This is a genomic window from Lysobacter sp. FW306-1B-D06B, assembly GCF_038446665.1.
Classification (GTDB): Bacteria; Pseudomonadota; Gammaproteobacteria; order Xanthomonadales; family Xanthomonadaceae; genus Lysobacter_J.
Map to the genome: position 1 here is coordinate 978,592 of NZ_CP151802.1, position 24,794 is coordinate 1,003,385.

The following is a 24,794-nucleotide window of genomic DNA, read 5'->3' on the forward strand; positions in this document are numbered from 1 at the left end:
GCCGTGAATTCCGCCGTCCTGCGGGCCGTCCCGCCGATCGCGCTCGCCGTCGCCTACCCGCTGCTCGCCCACTGGGCCACGCACGACGGCGGCGGGGTGTCGGCCACCATCGCCCTGTTGGACCTGGTGGCGTTGTGCCTGATCGCGCCGCTGATGCAGGGCAAGGCCTGGGCCTGGGCGGCCACCGCCGGCTGCGTCGCCGGGCTGGCCTGGCTGGCGCAGACGCATTACCCGCAGATGCTGCTGCTGGCCCCGCCGATGCTGTTCGTGGGCTTCGTGGCGTGGATGTTCTGGCGCAGCCTGCGACCGCCGCGCGAACCACTGATCACGCGGATCGTGGCCGCGATGGAGCGCTGCGAGCCGTCGCAACTGCCGCCGCCGCTGTACCGCTATTCGCGCGGCCTGACCGCCGGCTGGGCCTACGTGATGGCCGCGCTGGCGCTGGCCAACGGCGTGCTGGCGATGATCGCCGTGCCGGACGGCGTGCTGGCGCGACTGGGGCATACGCCGCCGGTGGCGATCGGGCAGGAGGAGTGGTCGCTGTTCGCCAACCTGCTCAACTACGGCATCGTCGGCGGCTTCTTCGTCGGCGAGTACGCGCTGCGGCGCTGGCTGTTCCCGCATCGCCCGTACCGGCATTTCTTCGATTTCCTGCGGCAGATGGCGGCCCTGGGGCCGCGTTTCTGGCGCGGGCTGTTCGATTGATGCGCGCGCTCCCGGCGTGGGCGGTGCGACCGCGCCACGGCCGCTGCCCCGCTGGCTTATCCTGAGCGCTTTCCGCGCGCAGCCGCCGCCCCGCATGGACTTCAGCCTTCCCGACGACCACCCCAGCCTGCCCGGGCATTTCCCGGGACGTCCGCTGGTGCCCGGCGTGGTGCTGCTGGAGCGCGTGGTCGAGGCGATCGAAGCCGCCCACGGCCCGCAGCGCGCACTGCGCCTGCCGCAAGTCAAATTCCTGCAGCCGCTGCTGCCCGGCGAGGTGGCGTCGATCGAACTCGAGGGCCAGCCACCGCGCTGGCGTTTCCGCGTATTGCGCGCAACCACGCTGCTGGCCAGCGGCGAAATCGTCGCCATGGACGCGCAGGCCGTCGCATGAACGCGCACTGGAAACAACGTCCGGAAGGCGGCGGCATGTTCGCGCTGTGGGTGATCCGCGGCATCGCGCGCCACGGTGGACGCGCGGTCGCGCGCGCCTGCCTGTATCCGATCACGCTCTACTTCCTGATCGTGCGCGGCCCCGAGCGCCAGGCCTCGCTGGCCTACCTGGCGCGGGTGCTCGATCGCAGGCCGACGCTGTGGGACGCGGCCCGCCACATCCACACGTTCGCTGCGACCATCCTGGACCGCGTGTTCCTGCTCAGCGGGCAGCTGGCGCGTTTCGACATCCAGACCGTCGGCCTGCCGGCGCTGGCCGCGCGCGTGGACCGCGGCGAAGGCGTGCTGATCTTCGGCTCCCACCACGGCAGCTTCGACGCCCTGCGCGTGCTGGCGCTCACGCGCCCGGCGCTGCGCGTGCGCATCGTGCTGGACGTCGCCCACAACCAGGCCATCACGCGCCTGCTGGGCGCGCTCAATCCGCAGCTCGCGCGCGATGTCATCGATGCGGGGCAGGACGGCGTGTCGATCGTGCTGGCGATCCAGGAAGCGCTGGCGAACGGCGAGCTCGTCGCGCTGCTGGTCGATCGCGCCGAACCGGGCGACGCGACCGCGCCTGCGTCGTTCCTCGGGCACGAGGCGTCGTTCCCCACCGCGCCGTGGTCGCTGGCGGCCACGCTGAAGGTGCCGGTGATGCTGGCGTTCGGCCTGTACCGTGGCGACAACCGCTACGAGCTGGTGTTCGAGGAATTCAGCGAACGGCTGGACATCCCGCGCCAGCATCGCCGCGAACAACTCGCCGCGCTGGTGCGCGGCTATGCCGCGAGGTTGCAGCACCATGTGCGCCGCGCGCCCTACAACTGGTTCAACTTCTACGACTTCTGGCATGGCAACGACGCGGCGGACGACCCCGGCACTTCACTTCCGCACCTGGGCGATGCGGCTGACGCCGGCGTTGCTGCTGGCGAGCGCCGCGACCTGCGCCGCGCCGGCTGAACCCTCGGCCGAATCGTCGGCGGAGCCGGGCTGGATCCTGGCGAAGATCGCGCGGCCGGCGCCCGCCCGCACGCCCTTCGTCGAGGTGCGCGGCTCGAAGCTGCTGAAGACGCCATTGCGCCTCACCGGCGAGTACGTGCGTCCCGACGCGGACACGCTCGTGCGCGATGTGCGCACTCCGTACGCGGAAACCACGACGCTGCGCGCGGGTGAGGCGGTGATCCAGCGCGCCGGGCAATCGCCGCGCCGCTTCTCGCTGTCGCGCGTGCCCGAGCTGGCCGGCCTGCAGAACGGCTTCGGCGCGCTGCTCGGCGGCGACCGCACCGCGCTGGAAGCCCATTACCGATTGCAGGCCGACGGCACCCGCCAGCGCTGGACGATGACGATGACGCCCAGGGACGCGGCGATGGCGGCGAAGCTGCAGGCGATCGTGCTGTACGGACGCGGCGCAGAACTTCGCTGCATCGAGACGCGCCCGGTGGGCAACGTCGAAGCGCAACGCACGCTGCTGGCCGGCGCCGCGCAGGACGCGGCGAAGGTGCAGGACAGCGCAGCGCTCGCCACGCTGTGCCACGGCGCGGGCGCGCAATGAACGAACGTCCGATGAGCGCCACGCGCCGGCTCGCGCTCGCGCTGCTGTGGCTGGCGGTGCTCGCGCTGCTGGGCGCGCTGATCGCGCCGCGCGTGCAGTTGAGCGGCGACCTGCGCAAGTTCATGCCCGCGCCGCAGACGCCCGCGCAGAAGCTGCTGATCGACGAACTGGGCGAAGGCCCGGGCTCGCGGCTGCTGCTGGTCGCCCTGTCCGGTGACGCGCCACAGACGCTCGCGGCGCAGTCGCAGGCCATGCGCGAACGCCTGCTTGCCCCCCCGCGCGGCGCGGCGACGACGCCGTTCAAGCTGGTCGCCAACGGCGCCGACGTCGGGCTCGATGCGATCCCGGCGCACCTGCGTCCGTACCGCTACCTGCTGTCTTCCACGCTGGACATGCAGCGTCTGGATGCCGCGTTCCTGCGCGCTGAACTCGATGCGCGCCTGCAGGATCTTGGCTCGCCCGCCGCGGCGATGATCGAGCCCTTGCTGCCGTCCGATCCGACGCTGGAAACGCTGAAGCTCGTCGAGGCCTGGCAACCGGCGAATGCGCCGCAGCGCCTGCACGGCGTGTGGTTCGACCGCGCCGGCCGCGAAGCACTGCTCGCCATCGAAACGCATGCCGCCGGCTTCGATCCCGAAGGCCAGCAGGCGGCGGTGGACGCCATCCACGCCGCGTTCGACGCGGTGCGCGGCGATACGAAGACGCGGCTGACGTTGACGGGGCCGGGCGCATTCTCGGTCGAGATCGGCGGGCGCACAGCGCGCGAAGCCAGCCTGATCGGCACCATCGATTCGCTCGTATTCGTGCTGCTGCTGTGGATCGCGTACCGCAGCTGGAAGGCGCCGTTGCTCGGCGGCCTGCCGCTGGCGAGCGCGGGGCTGGCGGGACTGGGTGCGGTGGCGCTCGCCTTCGACGGCGTGCACGGCATCACCGTCGCGTTCGGCTTCACGCTGATCGGCGTGGTGCAGGACTATCCGATCCACCTCTTCAGCCACCAGCGCGCGGGCATGTCGCCGTGGGCGAGTGCGCGCGCCTTGTGGCCGACGCTCGGCACGGGCGTGGCGTCGACGTGCATCGCTTACGCGACCTTCCTGGTGTCCGGCGTGGACGGGTTGCAGCAACTGGCGGTGTTCACCGTGGTCGGGCTGGCAACCGCTGCGCTGGCGACGCGCTTCCTTCTGCCGGCGCTGATCGATCCCGCGCCACGCGATGCGGCCGATTCGGCCTGGCTGGCGCGCTGCTGGACGGCGCTCGCGCGCTGGCCGCGCATGGGCGGCGCCGTGGGCTGCGCGGTGGCGGCGATCGCCGTGGCGGTGATCGTCTTCACGCCCGGCGCGTTCTGGCAGAACGATCTGGCGCGACTCACGCCGGTGCCGGCGGAGGCTCTCGCGCGCGATTCGCAATTGCGCGGTGAGCTCGGTGCACCCGATGTCCGCTACGTGATCGCGCTGCAGGCGCCCGACGCCGAACACGCGCTGCAAGCTTCCGAAGATCTGTTGCGTTCGCTGGACGTGTTGCGCGTGCAAGGCGGCATCGCCGGCTTCGATCTCGCCGCGCGGTACCTGCCCAGCGCGGCGACGCAACGCGCGCGCCAGGCGAAGCTGCCGTCCGACGATGCGCTGCGCGCTGCGCTGAGCGAGGCGATGGCCGGCGGCGCGTTCAACGAGGATGCCTTCGCCGATTTCATCCGTGATGTCGCCGCCGCGCGCGATGCGCGGCCGCTGACGCCCGCCGACGTGTCCGGCACGCCGCTGGCCGCCAGCGTCGAAGGCCTGCTGCTGCAACGCGAAGGGCACGCCACCGCGCTCGTCGCGCTGTCGGGCCTGCGCGATCCCGGCGCCGTGGCGCGCATCGCGCAGACCCACGGCGCGCAGCTGCTCGACCTGAAGCAGGCGTCCGAATCCCTGGTCGCGGAGTACCGCGAGCGCGTGCTGTGGGCGTTGGCGCTGGCGGCGGTGCTGTTGGCCGGCGCGGTGTGGTTCGCGCTGCGCTCGCCGCGCCGCGTGCTGCGCGTGCTCGCGCCGATGGCGCTGACGACGCTGCTCATCCTCGCCGTGCTGCGTGGCATCGGCGTGGAGCTCAACCTCTTCCATCTGGTGTCGTTGGTCCTCGCCGCGGGCCTGGGCCTGGACTACGCGCTGTTCTTCGATCACGCCGGCGACGATCGCGCCGAGCAGCTGCGCACGCTGCACGCGGTGATCGTGTGCAGCCTCACCACCTTGCTGGTGTTCGCGCTGCTGGCGACGTCGAGCATTCCGGTGCTGCGCGCGATCGGCGGCACCGTGGCGCTGGGCGTGGCCTTCAACTTCGTGCTGGCGCTGCTGATCGTGCGCGCGCCGGTGAGGCAAGTGGCGTGACGCAACGCCTGGGCCGCGACGAGATCCTCACGTTGGTGCCGCATCAGGGCGCGATGTGCCTGTGGGATGAAGTCGTCGCCTGGGATGCGCAATCGATCCGTCTGCGCGCGCACAACCACCGCGATGCCGCGCATCCGCTGCGCCATCGCGATCGGCTGCATGCCGTGCACCTGTGCGAATACGGCGCGCAGGCGATGGCCGTGCACGGCGGCCTGCTCGCACGCGCGGCCGGCGAGGGCGTGAAGCCGGGCATGCTCGTCGCATTGCGCGACGTGAGGCTGCACGTGGCGCGTTTCGACGACCTGCCCGGTGCGCTGGACGTGGAAGCGCACTGCCTGATGGCCGATGCCGGCGGCAGCCAGTACCGTTTCCTCGTCACGCACCAGGGCGCGCCGTTGGCCGAAGGTCGCGCTGCCGTGCTGCATTCGCTTCCTTCCGGAGATGGCGCATGAGTGCGCAGAAGAAACACGACGGTCCGCGTCGCGCGCTGGTCACCGGCGGCAGCGGCGACATCGGCAGCGCCATCTGCCGGCGCCTGGCGGCCGACGGCTGCGAGGTGATCGTGCATGCCAATCGCAATGTCGAACGCGCGCACGCGGTGGTCGCGCAGATCCTCGCGGCCGGTGGCCGGGCGGAGGCGGTCGCGTTCGATGTGGCCGATGCGGAGGCTTCGCAGGCGGCCATGGCATCGCTGCTGGCGCACGGCCCGGTGCAGGTCGTCGTCAACAACGCCGGTGTGCACGACGACGGTCCGATGGCCGGCATGAGCGAGACGAAGTGGAAGCGCGTGATCGACGTGTCGCTGCACGGCTTCTTCCATGTCACCCAGCCGCTGCTGCTGCCGATGGCGCGCACGCGCTGGGGCCGGGTGGTGAGCGTGTCGTCGGTGGCCGCGGTGCTGGGCAATCGGGGGCAGGCGAACTACGCCGCCGCCAAGGCCGCGCTGCACGGCGCCACCAAGTCGCTGGCGCGCGAGATGGGCAGCCGCGGCATCACCTGCAATGTCGTGGCGCCGGGCGTGGTGGAAGGGCGCATGGCGGAGGCGGCGTTCCCGGCCGACGCCATCAAGCAGCTCGTGCCCGCCGGGCGCGCGGGGCGGCCGGAGGAAGTGGCGGCGCTGATCGGTTTTCTCTGCTCGGACGCGGCCGGATACATCAACGGCCAGGTGATCGGCATCGACGGCGGCATGAGCTGAACGGAAAGCGACATTTTTCGCTTTCAGCCCACCTGCGCTGGCGTAGGATCGCGGCAACCCAACACGGAGGCGCCGCCATGCGCCGCATTGCATCGACCCTCGCCGTCCTCGCCCTGGCCGCGCTGGCCGGCTGCTCGTCCACCTCGCAACTGGTCACCGGCACGCCGCGCGCGCCGATCGACCCGTCGCAGGTGCGCGTCTATTTCACGCCGCCGCCGGGCGGTTACGAGGAGATCGCCCAGTTGGAGACCGCCAGCGGCAACTTCACCTACGGCGAGCAGAACAAGATGGACGCGGTCATCAACAACCTGCGTGTGGAAGCGGCCAAGCTCGGCGCCAACGGCGTGCTGTTCATGGGCGCCCAGAACACCGGCGGCGGCAGCAGCGTGGGCGTGGGCGCGGGCGGTGGCAGCTGGAGTGGCGGAGGCGGCAGCTTCAGCTCCGGCGGCATCGGCGTGAACATCTCGCCGACCAAGAAGTTCGGTCAGGGCGTGGCGATCTACGTGCCCAATCCGCCGCCGGCCTCGCAAGCGCCGGTGGCGCCGCAGCAGGCGCCGTCGCCGGTGAAGTGAGGGGGCTCTTCCGAGCTCACCGCGACGCGGCTTCGCGACCCCTCCCCAACCCTCCCCTGCACGCAGGGGAGGGGCAGGAAGCGGGAGGAGCGAAAAGCAGTCAGGGCGAGCGCGTCGGTAACGCGTCTTCGAGCGGCTGGCTTGCGAACTCGCCGGACGGATCGTCGATCAACACCGGATTGGCGCGGATGCGCCGGAACATCTCGGCAATGCCGCCGCGCCGCAGCACGCCGAACACGACGTGGCTGGTGATGCGCGTGAAATCGCGCAGTGGCTTGAAGTGGCTCGGGCGGAACTGCTCGTCGCTGTGCACGCACTTGTAGCGCGATTCGATCGGTACCGAGACGCAGCGCGTGCCCAGCTGCTGCGCCGCCGAAATCAGCACCTGCGCCTCGAACACGAAATCCTCGCCCGGCACGTCGGTCATCGCCGCGACGGCGGCCGGGTACAGACGCTGCCCGCTCTGGCTGTCGGCGAGCTGGTAGCCGGTGCCCCAGGCGATGCCCCAGTCGGCGAACTCGTTGGCCAGGCGGCGGTAGATCGGCTGCTGCGAACGCCGCCGCAGGCGCGCGCCGATCACGATGTGGCCCGGATGACGGTTCGCCGCCGCGAGCATCCGCGGAATGTCGGCGGGCCGGTGCTGGCCGTCGCCGTCCATGCTGATGATCGCGCGCGCGCCCATCTCCAGCGCGCGGGCGAAGCCGTCGCGCAGGCTTGCGCCCTTGCCCATGCGCGCCTCGTGGCGCAGCACGGTGACGGGCAGGTCGGCGATGCGCTGCGCGGTGCCGTCGTCGGAACCGTCGTCCACCACGATCACGTGCGGGCATTCGGCCAGCGCGCCTTCGACCACGTCGCGGATGCGCAGCGCCTCGTTCAATGCGGGAATCACGACGACCAGATCGTCGCGGCTCAGGTGCGGGCGGGAATTGCGGTCGATCAAGGGGTCACCTCCACGAACAGATCGTGCGCGATGCCGGCCGGCAGGTACGCCGAACCCTCGCCACGCACGAGCACGTCGAACAGCGGCAGCATCGGCGCCATCGCATTGCCAGCGGAAAAACGCGCCAGCGGGCCGATCGCGGGCGCCGGCCGCGAGCTCGCCACCAGGCGTGCGCGCAGCAACGGGCCCGCGCCGTCGCGCGAAAGCACGAGGGCGCCGCCGAGCAGGCCCTCGCTCGGCGCCACGCGCGCCAGCGGGCCGATGGCCTGGCCGTCGTAGGCCACCAGCAGCGCCGCCTCGGCGCCGCCGGCCAGTTGCGTCACCGCTTCGATCAGCCCCTGCGCGAAGCTGGCCGCATGCGCGCTGATCGCGCTGGCCGGCTGCATCGCGCCGGTGCCGATGGTCCAGTAGCCGGCCGCGGCGTTATGCACGGAATTGTGGAAGCGCGTCGGCGACAGCGCGCGCGGATCCTGCGACAGCGTCGCGCACATGTAGTCGGTGATCGCCAGTTCGCCATGCGTGGAGGCGAACACCGACGGCATCGACGCCGGATCGCGCCCCGCGGCCTCGCACGCGGCCATGGCCACTTCCAGGGCGATGGCGACCGTTTCCGGCGCGCGGCGGCGTTCGTTCGGCGGCAGCAGCTGCGGCGACGGACGCGAAGGCGCGTCCGCCGGCTGCGTGCCGTCGAGCGCATAGGCGCGCGCTGCCGCCCAAGAGGGCAGGCCGCGCGTCCAGAACCCGATTCCTTCGATCCGCGCCTGCAACATCCGCGATTCCGCCATGCTCATGCGCGACCGAATACCAGCGAGCAGTTGTTGCCGCCGAAGCCGAACGAGTTGTTCATCGCGTAGCGGATGTCGGCGCGTTGCGGCGCGAATCGGATCTGCGGGCCGCAGGCGGGGTCGGGCGCGGCGCTGTTGAGCGTGCCGGGCAGTTCGCCGCGTTCCAGTGCGATCAGCGCGATCACCGATTCGACGATGCCGGCCGCACCCAGCGTATGGCCGGTCCAGCCCTTGGTCGAACTGGCGTGCAGGCTTGCGGGGAACAGCGACGCCACGGCCGCCGCTTCGATCGAATCGTTGGCGGGCGTGGCGGTGCCGTGCAGGTTGAGGTAGCCGACATCGCCGGCGTCGATGCCCGCGCGCAGCAGCGCATCGCGCATCGCCAGGCGTGCGCCCAGGCCTTCCGGGTGCGGCGAGGACATGTGGTGCGCGTCGCTGGATTCGCCGTAACCGCGCAGCTGCAAGCCGGTGTCGCCCTCACGCGCGCGTTCGAGCAGCGCGAAACCACCGGCTTCGCCGAGCGACAGACCGGTGCGCGTGACATCGAATGGACGGCACGGTTCGTCGGCCACCAGCTGCAGCGAGTTGAAGCCGAACAACACGCTTCCGCACAGCGTGTCCACGCCGCCGACCAGCGCCGCATCCGCCAGGCCGCCGGCGATGAGCCGCGCGGCTTGCGCGAACACCTTCGCGCTGGACGAACAGGCGGTGGCGACGGTCATGCACGGGCCACGCAGGCCGGTGGCGTGCTGGACGAACTCGCCGAGCGAATGCGGCGTGTGGACGTGCGGGCGCGCGAGATGCTCGGGAAATTCGCCCGCATCCAACGATGCGTACGCTTCTTCGGTGCTGCCGATGCTCGACGTGGACGTGCCCATGATGACGGCGATGCGATCGGCGCCGACGCGCGCGATGGCGTCGTCGATCGCCTCGCGCATGCCGTCCTGCTGCAATGCCAGCCAGGCCAGGCGGTTGTTGCGCGAATCCCATTCCTCGAGCGCGGCCGGCAACGCCAGCGTCTCCAGGCCGTCGACACGGCCGATCCAGCAGGCCAGCGGGTCGATGCCGAAATCATTCCTGCGCAGGCCGCTGCGGCTTTCGCGCAGGGCCGAGGCGAGCGCCTGCCGGCCGGCGCCGACGGCGCTGGTTGCGGTACAGGCACGGATTGCCAGGGGCGCCATCGGTTGCGCGGTGGACGGATGCAGCGTGGATGGCACGAAGGGTTCCCGGTCGGCGTTCGCGAAAGTATAGCCAGCGGGGTGCGCGCGGCCCGTCCGCGGCGTGCGGGCGGCCGTTGTGTTCAGGCGCGACGGGGGAAGGTCGGCATTGAGTGAATGGGGCGGTGCAGCGGCGCCGGGGTGTTCCCTTCTCCCGCTTGCGGGAGAAGGTGCCCGCAGGGCGGATGAGGGCGCTCTTACCTTGAGGCAGCGTTGGGGCCCTCACCCCAACCCCTCTCCCGCACGCGGGAGAGGGGTTCAAGGCGCATCAGCGCTTCAGGACGTGCTTACTTCTTCTTCGCCAGGGCCTTCTGCGCCGGCACGAACTGCTCGCGCACGGCCTTGGCCAGCAGGTCCGGCGGCAGCAGGCCCTGGTCGAGCAGGAAGTTGTTGAAGGCGAGGCGGTCGAACTTGTCGCCCAACGCGATCTCCGTCTCCATGCGCAGCTCCAGGATGCGGCTGTAGCCGTAGAAGTAGCTGCCCGCCTGGCCCGGCGCATTGAAGGTGTAGCGGTCCAGTTCCTGCTTGGTCATCGCCTCCGACAGACCGACCTTGTCGCGCAGGATGCGGCCGGCTTCCTCGCGGTCGATCAGGCCCAGGTTGAGCATCGGATCGAGCATCGCGCGCGCGGCGCGCATCAGGCGGAACTGCAGCGCGATCAGCTGGCCGTCGAGCGGCTCGTAGGGAACCATCTCGGCCTCGGCGTACAGCGCCCAGCCTTCGACGTTGACCGAGTTGAACGCGAACATCGTGCGTGCCAGCGAGATGCCGCGCTCGACCATCGCGGTGAACTGCAGCTCGTGGCCCGGACGGCCTTCATGCGCTGACAGCGTCCAGCGCACCGCGTCGAAGTTGAAGTCGTCGTACTCCAGCGCCTTGCCGTCGGCGGTGGGCACCGACACCGGCAGCACGAACTGGCCCTGCTGGCCGGTGTTGCCGATCAGCGGCGCCGGCAGGAAATGCGGCGCGGGCTGCGCGGCCGATTCGGCCTCGCTGCCCAGGCGCATCACCATCGGACGCTGCGGCACATCGACGATGCGCTCCTTGCGGATGATCGGATCGATCTCGTCGATGACCGTGCGGTAGCGCGCCTCGAGCTGGTCGTTGGGCATGTTGCGCTGCTTGAGCGCGCGGATCACCGCCACGTAGTCGTGCGGATTGGCGACCTTCAGGTCGTTCGCCTTCGCCACCAGCGGGGCGAGCTGCTGCATCGCCGCGCGCGTTTCCATGAACTCCACCTGCGCGCGGCGGATCAGCAGCTTCGGGTCGATGTCGATGCCGTACTGCTTGAGGCTGTTGGCGTAAAGCTCCGGCGGCAGCTTGGTGTCGGTGCGCGCGGTCGGCAGCACGTTGGCGCGGGCCCAGCTGCCGTAATCCTTCAGCTGCGTTTCCATCGCGGCCAGCGCTTGCTGCGCGCCTTCGATCTTGTACTTGTCGAACAGCTTGCGGATGCCGGCGATGTAGGTATCGACGTTGCCCAGCGACTGCTCGACTTCCAGCCTGGTGGGATACGTGAGCTTCGTGTCGGAGGCGCGCTCGGTGTAGCGGGCCTTCGCCAGCTCGGTGATCGGCGTGGTTTCGGTGCCCTGGCCGACGTAGTTCTTCAGTCGTTCCAGCGCCTTGGCGCGACGCTCCGGCGGCGTCTGGTCGGACAGCAGGCCCTGCAGGCCGCTGAAGACGATCTGCGGCACGTCGTTCCACGGCAGCATCAGGCGTTCGTTGAGCTCGCTGCTCTCGATGCTGTCGTCGGCGGCGCGGATCATGATTTCCAGATCCTGGCGCACGTTCGGATCGCGCTCGGTGGCGAGCTTGGCCTTGAGTTCGTCGCGCGCCTTCGCGGTCTGCGCGCGGAAACGCTTGGAGACATCGGGCTTGAGATCGGCGACGCGTTCGTCGTAACCGGGCACGCCGAAGAACGACATCTGCTCCGGCGCGAATTCCGCCTGCGACTTGAGCAGGACCTGGGCGTATTCGTTGCTCTGGGTCACCCAGGCCGGCGAAGGCTTGGGTGCGGCGGCAGACTTGGCGGCGGGCTGCGCCGTCTGGGCCAGCACGGGGGCGCCGACGGCGAGGGTGAGGGACAGGGCGATCGCGAGGGTCAGCGGCTTGATCATGGCTTCGCAGGAGGATGGGTCCGCCGGCGAGCATGAGGGGTCAGGTCTGACGAGGCCATCCCTCTAACGTCATGCGCGGTTGCTTATCTGCAGCTTGTTGCTCCTCCCCCTGCGTGCAGGGGGAGGTTGGGAGGGGGTTGTGAGGCGCGTCAGCGCCGAACTCGCCGCGTTGCGGCTTCGCGACCCCTCCCCAACCCTCTCCTGCAAGCAGGGGAGGGAGCAACAGCGGAGGCGTCGCCAACCCTCAGGGCTTCAGACACCGCGCGAAGAAATTCTCCGTCAGGCGCAGGCGTTGCAGGTTGTCGTCGCCCTTGAAGCCGTGCTTCGCGCCCGGGAAGGTCTTCAGTTCGAAGGCCTGGCCGCGTGCGTTCATGGCCTCGGCGAGCGCGGTGGTGTGCGTGAGCAGCACGTTGTCGTCGGCCATGCCGTGGATCACCAGCAGCGGCGACTTCAGTCCGTCCACGTGCGTGAGCACGCGCGCTTCGCGGTACCCGTCGGTGTTGGCCGACGGCAGGCCCATGTAGCGCTCGGTGTAGTGCGTGTCGTACAGGCCCCAGTCGGTGACCGGCGCGCCGGCGACGCCGCACGCGTACTGGTCGGAGGCCTTGGCCAGCAGCATCAGCGTCATGTAGCCGCCGTTGGACCAGCCGTACACGCCGATGTGCGAATCCTCGACCCACGGCTGCGACTTCAGCCACTCCACGCCCTTGAGCTGGTCGGCCACTTCCACCGTGCCCTGCTTGCCGTACAGCGCGCCGCCGAAGTCCGCGCCACGGCGCGGCGTGCCGCGGTTGTCGAGCGAGAACACCGCATAGCCGTGCTGCGCGAGGTACTGGTTGAAGTCGGGCGCCCACGCGCGCTTGACCGTCTGCGACGCCGGACCGCCGTAGACCATCACGACCACGGGATAGCGCTTCTTCGGATCGAAGCCCGCCGGCTTGAGCAGGCTGTAGTGCAGCGTCGTCCTGCCGTCGGCGGCCTTGAGCGTGCCGAACTCGATCGGCTGCTGCGCGCCGGCGTACTTCGCGTAGGGATGCTGGGGATCCTTGAGGTCGTTCTTCAGCAGCGCGGCGATGCGGGTGCCGTCGTTGCGGAACAGTTCCAGCTGCGGCGGCGTGGTCGGGTTGGACCAGTTGTCGACGTACACGCTGGCATTGCCGGCGAAGCTGGCGCTGTGCGTGCCGTCGGCCTTCGACAGGCGCTGGATCGCGCCGCCCGCCAGCGGCACGCGGTAGACCTGCGAATCCAGCGGCGAATCCTTGCCCGCGGCGAAGTAGACGAAGCCGGCGGTTTCATCCACCGCGAGCACGCCGTCCACCGGCCAGTCGCCGGAGGTCAGCGCGGTGGCCTTGGCGCCGTCTTCGGACAGCACGTAGAGGTGTTCGTAACCGCTGCGCTCGCTGCCCCACAGGATGCGACCGTCCTGGAGGAAGCGCAGGTTGTCGTGCAGCGGCACCCAGGTGGTGCTGGTTTCGGTGGCGAGCACGCGCTGGCGGCCGCTTTGCAGGTTGGCTTCGACCAGCTCGAGCTTGTGCTGGTCGCGCGACTGACGCTGGTAGGTCAGGCGCTGCGGATCGCGCCAGTCCACGCGGGCGAGGTAGATGTCCGGGTTGGCGCCCAGGTCCACCCACATCGGCGCGGCACCGGCATTGGGCGCGATCACGCCGAGCTTGATCAGCACGTTGTGGTCGCCGGCCGCGGGGTAGCGCTGTTCGATCACGTCGGTGCGGTCGCGGTAGACCTCCTGGCGTTTGCGCACGGGCACCGGCGTTTCATCGATGCGGGCGAAGGCGAGGGCCGAATCGTCGGGCGCCCACCAGTAGCCGGTGTGGCGGCCCATTTCCTCGTCGGCGACGAACTCCGCCACGCCGTTGCCGATCACGTCGCTGCCGTCGTGGGTGAGCTGCGTCGCCGTGCCCGTGGCCAGGTCGATCACCCACAGGTTGCGCTCGCGCACGAAGCTGACGAAGCCGCCGCGTGGCGAGATCTTGGGATCGGTGGCGAAGCCCTCGCCGTGGGTGAGCTTGCGCACGCCGGCCTTGCCCGGCTTGGCCAGGTCGTACAGGTAGAGCTCGCCGCCCAGCGGGAACAGCAGCGACTTGCCGTCCGGCGCCCATTGGTAGTCGACGATGCCGCTCAGCCCGGCGATGCGCTGGCGCTCGCGGCGGGCCTTCTCTTCGTCGCTGAGCACTTCATCGCCCGGCAGGATGTCGTCGGCGTCCACCAGCTTCACGGTATTGCCGCTGGCGATGTCGTAGGCCCACAGGTCCAGGCGGTTCTTGTTGGTGTCCTTGCCGCGCAGGAAGCTCACGCGCGTGCCGTCCGGGGCCACCTTGGCCTTCATCAGGCTCGGGCCGGACAGCGGCGCATCGCCGGCGAGGGCTTCGAGGGTGAGCTTTTGCGGCGCGGGCGCGGACTGCGCGTGGGCCAGGGGCGACAGCGACGGGGTCATCGACATGGCGAGCAGGCAGGAGGCGGCGACGCCGCGGACGGTCAGGTTCTTCATGCGGGGTTGGACGGGGTTCCGAAGAGGATCTTGTGCATTTCCGGGGTCATTTCGCGCTTGGCACCGTACTTCTCGGCCAGTGCGTAGGCGCGCTTCACCGCCGGGCGTGCGGCGATGGCTTCGTGCCAGCGGCGCAGGTTGGCGAACGGCGTCAGATCCAGCGGCGCCTTGGTGTAGGGATTGATCCAGGGGTGGATCGCCATGTCGGCGATCGACAGCCTCCCGGCGGCGACGAACTCGCGCCCTTCCAGGCGGCGGTCGAGCACGCCCAGCAAGCGCAGCACTTCGCGCTGGTAGCGCTCCTTGGCGTAGGGCAGGTCTTCCGGCGCGTAGACGTGGAAGTGGCCGTACTGGCCGGTCATCGGGCCCAGGCCGCCCATCTGCCAGTGCAGCCACTGGCTGACCTCGGTGCGGCCGCGCAGGTCGGCGGGCACGAACTTGCCCGTCTTGTTGGCCAGGTAGGCCAGGATCGCGCCGGACTCGAACACGCTGATCGCCGGGCCGCCGTCGCCCGGCTCGCGGTCGACGATGGCGGGCATCTTGTTGTTGGGGGAAATCGTCAGGTAATCGGGCTTGAACTGGTCGCCGGCGCCGATGTCGACGGGGTGGATCGTGTACGGCAGGCCCGCTTCCTCCAGGAAGATCGTGATCTTGTGGCCGTTGGGCGTGGGCCAGTAGTGCAGGTCGATCATGGTGTCGGGCTCCGGTGGGCGGCGGCGGGGTCGCCCAGTGTAAGGGCGACCGCGCCCGGCGCCCGGAACGCCGAGCGCCAAGCCTGGAACGCCGAGCTCCGAACCCGGAGCGCCGAGCTGCGAGCCTGGAACGCCGAGCTCCGAACCCGGAGCGCCGAGCTTCGAGCCCGGAACGCCGAGCTCCGAACCCGGAGCACCGAGCTTCGAGCCCGGAACGCCGAGCTCCGAACCCGGAGCGCCGAGCTTCGAGCCCGGAACGCCGAGCTCCAAACCCGGAGCGCCGAGCTCCAAGCCCGGAGCTCCGGGCCCCGAACCTCGATCGCCCACTGACCCGCCCGGGCATGGCGACCGTCATCCGGGGCCGCTACCCTAGCCGGCCCCGATTTGAGCCGAGACGCCCCGCATGGCCGAGCGCCCGACTTCGCTGAACCCGCTGCCCGCCCTCATCTTCTCTTCGCGCTGGCTGCAGCTGCCGCTGTACCTGGGCCTGATCGCCGCGCAAGGCGTGTACGTGGTGCTGTTCGTCAAGGAGCTTTGGCACCTGATGTTGCACGCCACGGAATGGACCGAGCAGCAGATCATGCTGATGGTGCTCGGCCTGATCGACGTGGTGATGATCTCCAACCTGCTGGTGATGGTGATCGTCGGCGGCTACGAGACCTTCGTCTCGCGCCTGCGCCTGGAAGGTCATCCCGACCAGCCCGAGTGGCTGAGCCACGTCAACGCCAGCGTGCTGAAGGTGAAGCTGGCGATGGCGATCATCGGCATCTCCTCGATCCACCTGCTCAAGACCTTCATCGCCATCGGCAACCTCGGCGCCGCGGACAGCACCTACACCGCCGACGGCGTGATGTGGCAGACGATCATCCACTGCGTGTTCATCCTGTCGGCGATAGGCATCGCCTACACCGACAAGCTGATGGCCGCCGCCTCGCACAAGCCGCACAAGGACGCCCACCCGGCCGCGCGCTAACCTTCAAGCCCCTCTCCCGCCGGGAGAGGGGTTGGGGTGAGGGCCAATGGAGCCGGAGCGGTGAACGGTGGCTGCCGTACGGCGCTGCGGTGTTGTTTCCTCAAGGCGATGCGGCCCGTCCGCTGCCGCGCGAGGTGATCGCGTGGCGCAAGACCGCCGACGGGCCTTTGTCGCCAAACACCAGACGCTCGCCGCGCGTGTCGATGCCGAGCGCGCGATACGCCGCCTCCAGTGACGGAAACGCGCGCGAATCGACATAGCGCGCGTACAGTGGCGCGAACACCTGCGCGCCCGCGAGCCGGTCCAGTTCCTCCACGAACGCGCGCGGCGCGACCTCGCCGGTGCCGTTGAGGCAGCACGCCGAATAGCGCGAGAGCACCTCGTCCAGGCTGCGGCCGTGGTCGCGGCGCAGGGCGATGTCGGCTTCCAGCCAGAACGCCGCGCCGGCCCAGTACACGCGCATCGTGCCCTTGTGATCGCGGCTGAGTTCGATCAGCGGGCGGCCGCTGGATTCGCGCCGGCCGCGCTCGAAACCCGCATCCAGCAACTGCCACGCCTGCTCCGGCGACAGCAGCCCGGCGCGGGCGCGCAGCACGTTCTGGTAATAGCTCGCCAGACCTTCCGACAGCCAGCGGCCGTCGCGGCCCATATAGGGATGGAACAGGTGCGAGAGCTCGTGGATCGCGGTCCAGTCCGCGCGCAGCTCCGGAATAGTCGCGTCGCCACGCACGTACAGCAGCACCGCGGTATCGCCGCGCCGCAGGGTCTGGCCCCAGGGCACGGGGCTTTCGTCTTCGCCGCCTTCATCCTCTCGGCTGACCTGTTCGATCCGCACCCGCGCGCTGCGCAGCGGGTAGCGGCCGTAGGCGGTGAGCTGCGCCTGCGCGACTTCCGCCAGCCACGCCTGCAACTGCGCGCGACGGCCCGCGTCGGCAACGCCGACCACTTCCACGCGCAGCTCGCTGTCGCCGGCGCGCAGGACGCGCACCGCGTCGGGCGTCGTCTCGTCCTGCGCGGGCGTCGCCGTCGCCATGGCCGCCAGCAGCAGGCCCAGCACGATGCGAAGCGGCGTCACGATCGAACGCATCCGAAGTCCTCCGGCCCGCCAATGGAACCCACGCGACGCGGGCCCTGAGACCACCGCCGCTACAATACCCGCATGGATGTCTCCCACCTGCTCGACGCGCTGAATCCAGCGCAGCGCGAGGCCGTCAGCGCCCCGCCCGGTCACTACCTCGTCCTCGCCGGCGCCGGTTCCGGCAAGACGCGCGTGCTCACGCATCGCATCGCCTGGCTGAACGAAGTCCACGGCGTGCCGACCCACGGCATTCTCGCGGTGACCTTCACCAACAAGGCCGCGGGCGAAATGCGCGCACGCGTGGACGGCCAGCTGCGCCACGGCGCGCGCGGCATGTGGATCGGCACCTTCCACGGCCTGGCGCACCGTCTGCTGCGGCTGCACTGGCAGGAAGCGAAGTTGCCGGAAGGCTTCCAGGTGCTCGATTCCGACGACCAGCTGCGCCTGGTCAAGCGCGTCGTGCAGGCGCTGGAGCTGGACGAGGCGCGTTTCCCGCCGCGCCAGATCGCGTGGTGGATCAACGCGCAGAAGGACGAAGGCCGTCGTCCGCAGAACATCCAGCCCGGCAACAACGACCCCTGGGCCGACGTGATGCTCAAGTCGTACGAGGCCTACCAGGAGCGCTGCGAACGCGCCGGCCTGGTGGACTTCGCCGAGCTGCTGCTGCGCGCGCACGAACTGCTGCGCGACACGCCGGCGCTGCTGGCGCATTACCGGCACCGCTTCCGCGAGATCCTGGTGGACGAGTTCCAGGACACCAACGCGATCCAGTACGCCTTCGTGCGCGTGCTGGCCGGCGACAGCGGCCATGTCTTCGTCGTCGGCGACGACGACCAGTCGATCTACGGCTGGCGCGGCGCCAAGGTCGAGAACATGCAGCGCTTCCTCAAGGATTTCCCCGGCACGCAGACGATCCGCCTGGAGCAGAACTACCGTTCCAGCGCCAACATCCTGGAAGCGGCCAACGCGGTCATTGCGCACAACCCCGACCGCCTGGGCAAGAACCTGTGGACCGACAGCGGCACCGGCGAGCCGATCGACCTGTACGCGGCCTACAACGAGATGGACGAGTCGCGCTTCGTCGTCGAGCGCCTGCGCCAGTGGGTGCGCGACGGCGGCAGCTATGGCGAAGTCGCGGTGCTCTATCGCAGCAACGCGCAGTCGCGCGCCTTCGAAGAATCGCTGCTGGCCGAGCAGGTGCCGTACCGCGTGTACGGCGGCCAGCGCTTCTTCGAGCGCGCCGAGATCAAGGACACGCTGGCCTACCTGCGCCTGATCGCCTCGCGCCTGGACGACGCCGCGTTCGAGCGCGCCGTGAACACGCCCACGCGCGGCATCGGCGAGCGCACGCTGGACGAAGTGCGCCGCCGCGCGCGTGCCGACGCCGTCGCGCTGTGGGAAGCGGCGCGGCGCATCGTCGCCGAGAACGCCCTCACCGCGCGTGCGCGCAATGCCGTGGCGGGCTTCCTCGCGCTCATCGACGACGTCGACAACGAAGTCGCCACGATGACGCTGCCGGAGAAGATCGATCACGTGCTGATCCGCTCGGGCCTGCGCGAGCACTACTTCAACGAATCGCGCGGCCAGCTGGATTCGCGCGTGGACAACCTGGACGAACTGGTCTCCGTCGCCTCGCGCTTCACGCGCAACGACGAGGAAGACGCACAGGCGATGCCGGAACTGGTTGCCTTCCTCAGCTACGCCGCGCTGGAGGCCGGCGAAGGCCAGGCGCAGGCCGGCGAGGAGGGCGTGCAGCTGATGACGCTGCACAGCGCCAAGGGACTGGAATTCCCGCTGGTGTTTCTGGCCGGCATGGAGGAGGGCGTGTTCCCGAGCGGGCGCTCCACCGAGGAATCCGGTCGCCTGGAGGAAGAGCGCCGCCTGGCGTATGTCGGCATCACGCGCGCGCGGCAGAAACTGGTGCTCAGCTACGCCGAGACGCGCCGCATCCACGGCGCCGACATGTACGGCGTGCCGTCGCGCTTCCTGCGCGAGATCCCGGCGCCGCTGCTGAACGAAGTGCGCCCGAAGGTGCAGGTGTCGCGGCCGTATTCCGGCGGCGTGCAGCGTCGCGACATGGGGCATGCGGCGATCGAACAACCGGCCGTGCGCCTGGGTTCGATGGTGCGCCATCCGTCGTTCGGACTGGGCACCGTCACCGACTACGAAGGCAGCGGCGCGCATGCGCGCGTGCAGGTGAATTTCGACGACGCCGGCAGCAAGTGGCTGGTGCTGGCGTACGCGAATCTGCAGCCGGCGTAAGCCGTACCCCTCTCCCTGACTGCTTCGCAGTCTGTCCCTCTCCCGCAAGGGGAGAGGGATTTCGCCCGCTCAGCGGCTTCGCTCACTTCCGCAGCTTCGGCGCCTCGTCCAGCGTGCCGTCCGGCAGCAGCGCGACGCAGCGCGTGCGCTGGCGGTCGAACATCACCGGCACCGGATCCTGGAACAGCGGACGGCGCACGAACTCCAGCGTCCACTGGAAGTGTTCCAGTTCCTCGAGCGTGCGGCGCTGGGCCTCGGTCAGCCCCTGGCGCAACGAGGTGGTGTCGAGCGCCTGCGCGAGTTTGCGTCGTTCTTTGCCGGACACGCCGGGGCTTCCTCCGTCGCGCCGGCAGTGAACGGCGCGGTCTCTCGTTAACGGCGGCCGCCTGCGAAGCTTGAATGCCCGCATCGCCGCAGGGTCGTCGCGAGACTATGGCCCAGTTCTACAGCGCGTCGTGAAAGACGATGCCCAAAGTGTGACGTCTCCCTGAACGTACCCGGCTCACGCCATGGCGCATGTTCACGCGATACACACCGCGGCTGCCCCGCACCGGCCGGTGATGAACGGCGAAGACCACCGCATCGCCGCGATTCAACGGCACCACCTCGGCGCGCGACTGCATGCGCGGGCGTTGTTCGGTGAGCACGAACTCGCCGCCGTCGAAGTCCGCGCCCGGCTGCGACAGCAGCACCGCCATCTGCAGCGGGAACACGTGCTCGCCGTACAGATCCTGGTGCAGGCAGTTGTAGTCGCCGGCGTCGTAGCGCAGCAGCAGCGGTGTGGGTCGCAGTTGCCCGGCGTCGTGGCAACGCCGCGCGAACTCCGCATGCACCGCCGGATAGCGCACATCCACGCCCATCGCCGCGTACCAGCGATTCGCGATGGGCGCGAGGTGCGAATACACCGACGTGCGCAGCCGCGCGACGACCGACGGCAACGGATAGGCGAAGTAGCGGTATTCACCGCTGCCGAACCCATGCCGCGCCATCACGACGCGGCTGCGGAAACCGTCGGGTAGGTCGTACAGCGCGGCCAGCGTGGCGCATTCGGTGTCGTCGAGCAGGCCTGGAAGCACGGCATGACCGCGTGCGTCGAGCGCGGTGCTGACGCCTGCCCAGTCCTGCCACGCGATGCGCTCGGTCAACGCAGCCGCATCGTCGCGAAGACGCAGCGCGGCGCTCATGCGCGCGCCTCGCGTTGCAGCAGCGCCCGTTTGCGCGCCACGCCCCAGCGATAGCCGGAGATCGCGCCGTCCGCCGCCACCACGCGATGGCACGGCACCACCACCGCCAGCGGATTGGCCGCGCAAGCCGCGGCGATCGCGCGCGCGGAACCTGCGGCGCCGAGCCTGCGCGCCAATTCGCCATAGCTCACCGTGGTGCCGGTGGGTACCTCGCGCAACGCCCGCCAGACGCGGATCTGGAACGGCGTGCCGCGCAGGTCGAGCGGTCGATCCAGCGACAGGTGCGGCGCCTCTATGCAATCGACCACTTCCTCCAGCGTCGCCTGCATGCCGGCGGCGTCCACGGCGAGCGTCGCGTCGGGCTCGCGGGCTTGCAGGTCGTGCACGAGCCCGCCGGCGTCGTCGCCGAACAGCACCGCGCGCAGTCCCGCATCGCTCTGCGCCACCAGCACCAGGCCGAGCGAGCTTTCGCCGATGGCGAAGCGGACGGCCTGCGGGCGTGCCGCGTCGCGTCGCGGATGACAGCGGCGGCACGCACGAAAGCCCGCGCGCTCGGCCTCGTCGGGCGTCGCATGGAAACGCACGTTCTCCGGGCGCGGTCGACGTGCGGCGCAGGACGGGCGGCAATACACGCCGGTCGTCCTGACCGAATAGACGAAGCGCCCGTCGGCGTCGCGATCGCGCGCGCACAGCGCAGCCCAGCGCGGATCGTGCCGGAGGTCGAAAGTGTCGTTGAGGTCCATCGCGTTCTCCCGTGGAAGGAACGCGATCGACTCTAGGCGGCGCCGCGCACGCCCGATATCCGGATCGTGCGGCGTGTCGCGCGAGCGCTTACCAGGTCAGCAGCTTGTACTGCACCGGCGAGATCGGGCCCTCGCCCTTGCTGCTGTCGAGGATGCCGTCGGCGTTGTTGTCCACCAGGTAGTAGACCGGGCCGCGCGCCGGCGTGATGCGGACCACGCGCAACTGGCCGGCGACGTAGTACTCGTCGATGGTGTCGCCGCCGCTCACGGTGCGCGAGCGCACTTCCGCGTTCTGCAGGTCGGCGGTCGGGTCGTTGCTCATCGTCGCGCAGCCGATCAGGGTCAGCGGAAGCAGCAGGGCAAACAGAACGGTGCGCATGACGGTCTCCTGGCCGGGGGGCGAACGGGGCGGGTCCAGTGCACAGGATACGCGCTGCCGATCATCGCGCGGGTGACGGCCGCGCCGGCAGCGGAGCGTAGAATCCCCGCCATGACCGACACGCCCCGCCTCGTCCTCATCGACGGTTCCAGCTACCTCTATCGCGCCTTCCATGCGCTCCCGCCCCTCACCAACGATGCCGGCGAACCCACCGGCGCGTTGTTCGGCGTGGTCAACATGCTGCGCGCGACGTTGAAGGAACAGCCCGCCTACGTCGCCTTCGTGGTCGACGCGCCGGGCAAGACGTTCCGCGACGACCTCTACCCCGAGTACAAGGCCAATCGCGCCGCGATGCCCGACGACCTGCGCGCGCAGGTGCAGCCGATGTGCGACATCGTCAACGCGCTGGGCATGACGATCCTGCGCGTGGATGGCGTGGAAGCCGACGACGTCATCGGCACGCTCGCCGTGCGCGCGGCGGAGCAGGGCATCGACGTCACCATCTCCACCGGCGACAAGGACTTCGCCCAGCTCGTGCGGCCCGGCATCGCGCTGGTCAACACGATGACCGGCAGCCGCCTGGATTCGGACGAGAGCGTGATCGAGAAGTTCGGCGTGCGCCCGAACCAGATCATCGATCTGCTCGCACTGATGGGCGACAGCGTCGACAACATTCCCGGCGTCGACAAGTGCGGGCCCAAGACGGCGGCGAAGTGGCTGGGCGAGTACGGCACGCTCGACAGCGTCATCGCGCATGCGGAGCAGATCAAGGGCAAGATCGGCGAGAACCTGCGCGCCGCGCTGCCGCGACTGCCGCTCAACCGCACGCTGACGACGATCCGCACCGACCTCGAACTGGAACGCACGCCGACCGAACTGGTCCTGCGCGACCGTCACATCGACGAGCTGCGCGAGCTCTACGCGCGTTACGGCTTCAAGCAGGCGTTGCGCGAGCTGGAAGGGCCCGGCGCGGTGGTCGAAGATCACGCCAACAGCCCCAGCGGCGTGCGCAACACCGCCGCCGGCTACGCGCGTTCGGGCGCGGTGGCCGAAGGCGTGGATCCGGCGCTGTCGGCGAAGGGCGAGTACGAGGCGATCCTCGCGCCCGAGCAGTTCGATGCCTGGCTGGCGCGGCTGCGCGAGGCGGATGAGTTCGCGTTCGACACCGAAACCGATTCGCTCGATCCGATGCAGGCCAATCTCGTCGGCCTGAGCTTCGCCGCCGAAACGGGCCGCGCCGCCTACCTTCCGCTCGGCCACGACTATCCCGGTGCGCCGAAGCAGCTCGACCGTAACGAAGTGCTGTCCGCGCTGCGTCCGCTGTTCGAGGATGCCTCGCGCAAGAAGATGGGCCAGCACGGCAAGTACGACCTGCACGTGCTGCGTCGCAACGGCATCGAGGTGCGCAACTACGCCGACGACACCATGCTGGAAAGCTTCGTCTTCAACGCGACGGCGACGCGGCACGACATGGATTCACTCGCCAAGCGTTACCTGGGCTACGACACCGTCCGATACGAGGACGTCGCCGGCAAGGGCGCCAAGTCGATTCCGTTTTCGCAGGTGGCCATCGAGGATGCGATGCGCTATGCCGCCGAGGACGCCGACGTCACGCTGCGCCTGCATCGCGTGCTCTCGCCGAAGGTGGAAGCCGTGCCGGGCCTGTCGCACGTCTACCACGAGATCGAGATGCCGCTGGTGCCGGTGCTGGAACGCGTGGAAGCCAACGGCGTGATGATCGACGCCAACGAGCTGCGCCGTCAGTCCGCCGATCTGGGCAAGCGCATGCTCGCCGCGCAGCAGAAGGCGACGGAGCTGGCCGGCCGCACGTTCAACCTGGACTCGCCCAAGCAACTCGGGCAGTTGCTGTTCGACGAACTGAAATTGCCGGCGCTGGTGAAGACGCCGTCCGGCGCGCCGTCGACGAACGAAGAGGCGCTGGAGGCCATCGCCGACCAGCACGAACTGCCGCGCGTGATCCTGGAGTACCGCGGCCTCGCCAAGCTGCGCAGCACCTACACCGACAAGCTGCCGGAGATGGTCAACCGCGACACCGGCCGCGTGCACACCAGCTACCACCAGGCGGGCGCGGCGACGGGCCGGTTGGCGTCGAGCGATCCGAACCTGCAGAACATCCCGATCCGCACCGACGACGGCCGTCGCATCCGCCAGGCGTTCGTCGCGCCGGAAGGCCGCCGCATCGTCGCCTGCGACTACTCGCAGATCGAGCTGCGGATCATGGCGCACCTGTCGGAGGATCCGGGCCTGCTGCGCGCGTTCGAGTCCGGCGCCGACATCCATCGCGCCACGGCGGCGGAGGTGTTCGGCAAGGCGATGGACGAGGTGAGCGGCAACGAGCGCCGCGCCGCGAAAGCGATCAACTTCGGCCTGATGTACGGCATGGGCGCGTTTGGCCTGGCGCGGCAGCTGGGCATCGCGCGCGGTGAGGCGCAGGACTACATCGCGCTGTACTTCAGCCGCTATCCCGGCGTGCGCGACTTCATGGAGCGCACACGCCAGCAGGCGCGCGAGCAGGGCTACGTGGAAACCGTATTCGGCCGACGCCTGTACCTGGACAACATCCACGCCCGCAACCAGGGCCTGCGCGCGGGCGCCGAGCGCGCCGCGATCAACGCGCCCATGCAGGGCACCGCCGCGGACATCATCAAGCGTGCGATGATCTCCATCGACGCATGGCTGGCCGATCATCGCGACCGCGCGCTGATGGTCCTGCAGGTGCACGACGAACTGGTGTTCGAGGTCGAGACCGGGTTCGTCGATACGCTGCTCACGCAGGCCCGTGAACGGATGTCGCGTGCGGCCGGGCTGAGGGTTCCGCTGGTGGTGGACGCAGGCGTCGGGCTCAACTGGGACGAGGCCCACTGACCGTTCGTCGGAGAGGCCTTCCGTCAGGTTTCATGCCACATGCCCGGAAGGCCTTCTAAGCGGCAATCCCGGGGAAAAACGTTTCCAATTCAGTGAATGCATCCTGAATCCAACGAATTGTTAACCCGGATCTTCACGAACCATCCATGTACGGAATGGTCATATAGGTCGCGACAGGTGCAACGCCTGTCGCCGATCTCTCCCTCCCCTGGAGTGATCCCGGAGCGA

Annotated in this window: 22 protein-coding genes; 11 read left to right on the forward strand and 11 right to left on the reverse strand. The window is 69.6% G+C overall.

What is annotated here, in order from left to right:
* The first annotated feature begins 3 nt into the window (after positions 1-3).
* The 8 genes from AAFF32_RS04450 to AAFF32_RS04485 all read left to right on the forward strand — a co-directional run bounded on the left by AAFF32_RS04450 (position 4) and on the right by AAFF32_RS04485 (position 6,807).
* The gene (locus AAFF32_RS04450) at positions 4-705 is read left to right on the forward strand and encodes a ketosynthase (protein ID WP_342316600.1); all 702 of its coding nucleotides are present in this window, start codon (positions 4-6) and stop codon (positions 703-705) included.
* Between the two features lie 94 nt (positions 706-799).
* Positions 800-1,096: a hypothetical protein gene (locus AAFF32_RS04455; protein WP_342316601.1), complete on the forward strand. Its 297-nt coding sequence runs from the start codon at positions 800-802 to the stop codon at positions 1,094-1,096.
* Positions 1,093-2,091: an acyltransferase gene (locus tag AAFF32_RS04460; protein WP_342316603.1), complete on the forward strand. Its 999-nt coding sequence runs from the start codon at positions 1,093-1,095 to the stop codon at positions 2,089-2,091. Before AAFF32_RS04455 ends, AAFF32_RS04460 begins: the two co-directional genes overlap by 4 nt.
* Complete coding sequence (locus AAFF32_RS04465) at positions 2,033-2,683, forward strand: LolA-related protein (RefSeq protein WP_342316604.1); 651 nt, start codon at positions 2,033-2,035, stop codon at positions 2,681-2,683. Before AAFF32_RS04460 ends, AAFF32_RS04465 begins: the two co-directional genes overlap by 59 nt.
* 11 nt (positions 2,684-2,694) lie before the next feature.
* Positions 2,695-5,040 (forward strand): MMPL family transporter, encoded by a 2,346-nt coding sequence (locus AAFF32_RS04470; protein ID WP_342316605.1) that lies wholly within the window; start codon positions 2,695-2,697, stop codon positions 5,038-5,040.
* Positions 5,041-5,093: 53 nt separating this feature from the next.
* Positions 5,094-5,492, forward strand: coding sequence for a phosphotransferase (locus AAFF32_RS04475; RefSeq protein ID WP_216965334.1), 399 nt, complete (start codon positions 5,094-5,096; stop codon positions 5,490-5,492).
* A complete protein-coding gene (fabG, locus tag AAFF32_RS04480) occupies positions 5,489-6,235 on the forward strand; it encodes a 3-oxoacyl-ACP reductase FabG (RefSeq protein WP_216964585.1) in 747 nt (248 codons plus the stop codon). Before AAFF32_RS04475 ends, fabG begins: the two co-directional genes overlap by 4 nt.
* A 77-nt stretch (positions 6,236-6,312) precedes the next feature.
* Positions 6,313-6,807 (forward strand): DUF4156 domain-containing protein, encoded by a 495-nt coding sequence (locus tag AAFF32_RS04485; protein WP_216964583.1) that lies wholly within the window; start codon positions 6,313-6,315, stop codon positions 6,805-6,807.
* A gap of 100 nt (positions 6,808-6,907) precedes the next feature.
* Here the strand turns inward: AAFF32_RS04485 and AAFF32_RS04490 are convergent, their stop codons facing one another.
* The 6 genes from AAFF32_RS04490 to AAFF32_RS04515 all read right to left on the reverse strand — a co-directional run bounded on the left by AAFF32_RS04490 (position 6,908) and on the right by AAFF32_RS04515 (position 15,061).
* Complete coding sequence (locus AAFF32_RS04490; RefSeq protein WP_342317221.1) at positions 6,908-7,744, reverse strand: glycosyltransferase family 2 protein; 837 nt, start codon at positions 7,742-7,744, stop codon at positions 6,908-6,910.
* Positions 7,744-8,517, reverse strand: coding sequence for a beta-ketoacyl synthase chain length factor (locus AAFF32_RS04495; protein WP_216964579.1), 774 nt, complete (start codon positions 8,515-8,517; stop codon positions 7,744-7,746). Before AAFF32_RS04495 ends, AAFF32_RS04490 begins: the two co-directional genes overlap by 1 nt.
* Before the next feature lie 17 nt (positions 8,518-8,534).
* Positions 8,535-9,713 carry a beta-ketoacyl-[acyl-carrier-protein] synthase family protein gene (locus tag AAFF32_RS04500; RefSeq protein ID WP_216965332.1) on the reverse strand — a complete coding sequence of 393 codons (1,179 nt, stop codon included), beginning with the start codon at positions 9,711-9,713 and terminating at the stop codon, positions 8,535-8,537.
* Positions 9,714-10,036: 323 nt separating this feature from the next.
* Positions 10,037-11,860: a DUF885 domain-containing protein gene (locus AAFF32_RS04505; protein WP_342317222.1), complete on the reverse strand. Its 1,824-nt coding sequence runs from the start codon at positions 11,858-11,860 to the stop codon at positions 10,037-10,039.
* Between the two features lie 247 nt (positions 11,861-12,107).
* Entirely contained in the window at positions 12,108-14,321 is a 2,214-nt protein-coding gene (locus AAFF32_RS04510) for a S9 family peptidase (RefSeq protein ID WP_342317223.1), read from the reverse strand.
* A 44-nt stretch (positions 14,322-14,365) separates the two neighbouring features.
* Positions 14,366-15,061, reverse strand: coding sequence for a glutathione S-transferase N-terminal domain-containing protein (locus AAFF32_RS04515; protein ID WP_342316606.1), 696 nt, complete (start codon positions 15,059-15,061; stop codon positions 14,366-14,368).
* 403 nt (positions 15,062-15,464) lie between these two features.
* Here AAFF32_RS04515 and AAFF32_RS04520 point away from each other — a divergent pair, with 403 nt between their 5' ends.
* Positions 15,465-16,034, forward strand: a complete 570-nt coding sequence (locus tag AAFF32_RS04520; protein ID WP_216964576.1) for a TIGR00645 family protein — start codon at positions 15,465-15,467, stop codon at positions 16,032-16,034.
* Positions 16,035-16,134: 100 nt separating this feature from the next.
* Here the strand turns inward: AAFF32_RS04520 and AAFF32_RS04525 are convergent, their stop codons facing one another.
* On the reverse strand, positions 16,135-17,121 hold the full coding sequence (locus AAFF32_RS04525; RefSeq protein WP_342316608.1) for a hypothetical protein: 987 nt from the start codon (positions 17,119-17,121) through the stop codon (positions 16,135-16,137).
* Positions 17,122-17,193: 72 nt separating this feature from the next.
* Between AAFF32_RS04525 and uvrD the strand changes: the two genes are divergently transcribed.
* Entirely contained in the window at positions 17,194-19,374 is a 2,181-nt protein-coding gene (gene uvrD / locus AAFF32_RS04530) for a DNA helicase II (RefSeq protein ID WP_342316609.1), read from the forward strand.
* A gap of 82 nt (positions 19,375-19,456) precedes the next feature.
* Here the strand turns inward: uvrD and AAFF32_RS04535 are convergent, their stop codons facing one another.
* The 4 genes from AAFF32_RS04535 to AAFF32_RS04550 form a co-directional block, all read right to left on the reverse strand.
* Positions 19,457-19,699, reverse strand: coding sequence for a hypothetical protein (locus tag AAFF32_RS04535; RefSeq protein WP_342316610.1), 243 nt, complete (start codon positions 19,697-19,699; stop codon positions 19,457-19,459).
* 118 nt (positions 19,700-19,817) lie between these two features.
* The gene (locus AAFF32_RS04540; protein WP_216964565.1) at positions 19,818-20,558 is read right to left on the reverse strand and encodes a 2OG-Fe(II) oxygenase; all 741 of its coding nucleotides are present in this window, start codon (positions 20,556-20,558) and stop codon (positions 19,818-19,820) included.
* Positions 20,555-21,301 carry a methylated-DNA--[protein]-cysteine S-methyltransferase gene (locus AAFF32_RS04545; RefSeq protein ID WP_342316611.1) on the reverse strand — a complete coding sequence of 249 codons (747 nt, stop codon included), beginning with the start codon at positions 21,299-21,301 and terminating at the stop codon, positions 20,555-20,557. Before AAFF32_RS04545 ends, AAFF32_RS04540 begins: the two co-directional genes overlap by 4 nt.
* 88 nt (positions 21,302-21,389) lie before the next feature.
* Complete coding sequence (locus tag AAFF32_RS04550; RefSeq protein ID WP_216964561.1) at positions 21,390-21,680, reverse strand: DUF2782 domain-containing protein; 291 nt, start codon at positions 21,678-21,680, stop codon at positions 21,390-21,392.
* Positions 21,681-21,791: 111 nt separating this feature from the next.
* On the opposite strand from AAFF32_RS04550, the gene polA reads away from it, so the two are divergent.
* The gene (polA, locus tag AAFF32_RS04555; RefSeq protein ID WP_342316612.1) at positions 21,792-24,566 is read left to right on the forward strand and encodes a DNA polymerase I; all 2,775 of its coding nucleotides are present in this window, start codon (positions 21,792-21,794) and stop codon (positions 24,564-24,566) included.
* The last annotated feature ends 228 nt before the right edge of the window (positions 24,567-24,794 follow it).

Bases quoted from the DNA above. Each gene is read 5' to 3' on its own strand.
- AAFF32_RS04455 (WP_342316601.1), top strand. From the start codon at position 800: ATGGACTTCAGCCTTCCCGACGACCACCCCAGCCTGCCCGGGCATTTC.
- AAFF32_RS04460 (WP_342316603.1), top strand. From the start codon at position 1,093: ATGAACGCGCACTGGAAACAACGTCCGGAAGGCGGCGGCATGTTCGCG.
- AAFF32_RS04465 (WP_342316604.1), top strand. From the start codon at position 2,033: ATGCGGCTGACGCCGGCGTTGCTGCTGGCGAGCGCCGCGACCTGCGCC.
- AAFF32_RS04470 (WP_342316605.1), top strand. From the start codon at position 2,695: ATGAGCGCCACGCGCCGGCTCGCGCTCGCGCTGCTGTGGCTGGCGGTG.
- AAFF32_RS04475 (WP_216965334.1), top strand. From the start codon at position 5,094: ATGTGCCTGTGGGATGAAGTCGTCGCCTGGGATGCGCAATCGATCCGT.
- fabG (WP_216964585.1), top strand. From the start codon at position 5,489: ATGAGTGCGCAGAAGAAACACGACGGTCCGCGTCGCGCGCTGGTCACC.
- AAFF32_RS04485 (WP_216964583.1), top strand. From the start codon at position 6,313: ATGCGCCGCATTGCATCGACCCTCGCCGTCCTCGCCCTGGCCGCGCTG.
- AAFF32_RS04495 (WP_216964579.1), bottom strand. From the start codon at position 8,517: ATGTTGCAGGCGCGGATCGAAGGAATCGGGTTCTGGACGCGCGGCCTG.
- AAFF32_RS04500 (WP_216965332.1), bottom strand. From the start codon at position 9,713: ATGGCGCCCCTGGCAATCCGTGCCTGTACCGCAACCAGCGCCGTCGGC.
- AAFF32_RS04510 (WP_342317223.1), bottom strand. From the start codon at position 14,321: ATGTCGATGACCCCGTCGCTGTCGCCCCTGGCCCACGCGCAGTCCGCG.
- AAFF32_RS04515 (WP_342316606.1), bottom strand. From the start codon at position 15,061: ATGATCGACCTGCACTACTGGCCCACGCCCAACGGCCACAAGATCACG.
- AAFF32_RS04520 (WP_216964576.1), top strand. From the start codon at position 15,465: ATGGCCGAGCGCCCGACTTCGCTGAACCCGCTGCCCGCCCTCATCTTC.
- AAFF32_RS04525 (WP_342316608.1), bottom strand. From the start codon at position 17,121: ATGCGTTCGATCGTGACGCCGCTTCGCATCGTGCTGGGCCTGCTGCTG.
- uvrD (WP_342316609.1), top strand. From the start codon at position 17,194: ATGGATGTCTCCCACCTGCTCGACGCGCTGAATCCAGCGCAGCGCGAG.
- AAFF32_RS04540 (WP_216964565.1), bottom strand. From the start codon at position 20,558: ATGAGCGCCGCGCTGCGTCTTCGCGACGATGCGGCTGCGTTGACCGAG.
- AAFF32_RS04545 (WP_342316611.1), bottom strand. From the start codon at position 21,301: ATGGACCTCAACGACACTTTCGACCTCCGGCACGATCCGCGCTGGGCT.
- AAFF32_RS04550 (WP_216964561.1), bottom strand. From the start codon at position 21,680: ATGCGCACCGTTCTGTTTGCCCTGCTGCTTCCGCTGACCCTGATCGGC.
- polA (WP_342316612.1), top strand. From the start codon at position 21,792: ATGACCGACACGCCCCGCCTCGTCCTCATCGACGGTTCCAGCTACCTC.